This is a genomic window from Clostridium drakei (assembly GCF_000633595.2).
GTDB lineage: Bacteria > Bacillota > Clostridia > Clostridiales > Clostridiaceae > Clostridium_AM > Clostridium_AM drakei.
This window is the reverse complement of record NZ_JIBU02000090.1, coordinates 1-1,395: the sequence shown is the minus strand read 5'-3', so window position 1 is coordinate 1,395 and position 1,395 is coordinate 1. Positions and strand designations below refer to the sequence as shown.

The 1,395-nt window shown below is 36.5% G+C and carries 2 protein-coding genes and 1 pseudogene; all 3 read left to right on the top strand.

What is annotated here, in order from left to right:
- Positions 1–142 (top strand): annotated as a pseudogene (locus tag EG57_RS27185) (3-methyl-2-oxobutanoate dehydrogenase subunit beta); the annotation flags it as partial.
- Positions 142–891 (top strand): thiamine pyrophosphate-dependent enzyme, encoded by a 750-nt coding sequence (locus tag EG57_RS0224740; protein ID WP_032079740.1) that lies wholly within the window; start codon positions 142–144, stop codon positions 889–891. The pseudogene EG57_RS27185 and the gene EG57_RS0224740, both read left to right, overlap by 1 nt.
- Position 892: 1 nt before the next feature.
- Positions 893–1,381, top strand: coding sequence for a 2-oxoacid:acceptor oxidoreductase family protein (locus tag EG57_RS0224735; protein ID WP_084572329.1), 489 nt, complete (start codon positions 893–895; stop codon positions 1,379–1,381).
- The last annotated feature ends 14 nt before the right edge of the window (positions 1,382–1,395 follow it).

Sequence of the window (1,395 nt, the reverse complement as noted above, 5' to 3'; positions counted from 1 at the left end):
CTGCGGACAGATGGTTGAAGATGTAAGACTAGCATCTAATGGAAGAAAACCTGTAGATTTCTATGGAAGATCAGGAGGAATGGTTCCAGATCCTACAGATATTCTTGAAAAGGTAAGATCTATAGTAGGGGGTGCAAAATAATGGCAATAGTATATGAAAATCCAAAGGCATTGTTGGATGTGCCTACACATTATTGTCCAGGATGTACACATGGTATAATTCACAAATTAGTTGCAGAAGTAATAGATGAACTTGGCATATTAGATAAAACAATAGGGGTAGCTCCAGTAGGATGTTCAGTTTTAGCGTATAACTATTTTGCATGTGATATGTTTGAAGCAGCACATGGAAGAGCACCAGCCTGTGCAACAGGAATAAAGAGAACAAATCCTGATAAAGTAGTATTTACATATCAGGGAGATGGGGATCTTGCAGCAATAGGAACAGCAGAAATTGTCCATGCAGCAACAAGAGGAGAAAACTTAACGGGAATATTTGTAAACAACTGTATATATGGTATGACAGGGGGACAAATGGCCCCAACAACACTGCCAGGACAGGTAACAGAAACAACACCATATGGAAGAGATCCTAAGATAGCAGGATATCCAATAAGAGTTTCAGAAATGATTTCCACACTAACAGGAGCATGTTATGTAGAAAGAGTATCCGTAGACTCAGTTCCAAATATAATAAAAGCAAAGAAAGCTATAAAGAAAGCTTTCCAAAACCAGTTGGAAGGAAAAGGCTTTTCACTTGTAGAAGTGCTGTCAATATGCCCAACTAACTGGGGATTGTCACCTTCAGAATCAATGAAATGGTTAAAGGAAAATATGATTCCGTATTATCCACTAGGAGTTAAAAAGGATAATACAGAGGAGGTGAAATAAAATGGCATCACAACAAATAATCTTCGCTGGATTCGGCGGACAGGGTATATTATCAATGGGTAAATTCTTAGCATATGCAGGAATGGATGCTAATTTGAATGTTTCATGGTTACCATCTTATGGACCAGAAATGAGAGGAGGAACAGCTAACTGTTCAGTAATACTAACAGATGAAGCAATAGGTTCACCAATAGTAACAAAAGCAGATACAATAGTTGTAATGAACAGACCTTCTCTAGAAAAATTTGAAGATATTGTAGAGCCAAATGGTGTTATAATAATGGATTCAGATTTGGTAGATATAGCACCAAAGAGAAAAGATGTAAAGGTAATATCAATACCAGCTCAAACAATAGCAGAAGAAATAGGAAGTAAAAAAATAGCAAACATGATACTTTTGGGAGCACTAGTAAAGGAAACATATGAAAAAAAGCACTCATTTGATTTTAAACTTATACCAAGTTCGATAGATTTTAAGGCTTGTTCATAATGGCTTTTCACATC

Bases quoted from the DNA above. Each gene is read 5' to 3' on its own strand.
- EG57_RS0224740 (WP_032079740.1), top strand. From the start codon at position 142: ATGGCAATAGTATATGAAAATCCAAAGGCATTGTTGGATGTGCCTACA.
- EG57_RS0224735 (WP_084572329.1), top strand. From the start codon at position 893: ATGGCATCACAACAAATAATCTTCGCTGGATTCGGCGGACAGGGTATA.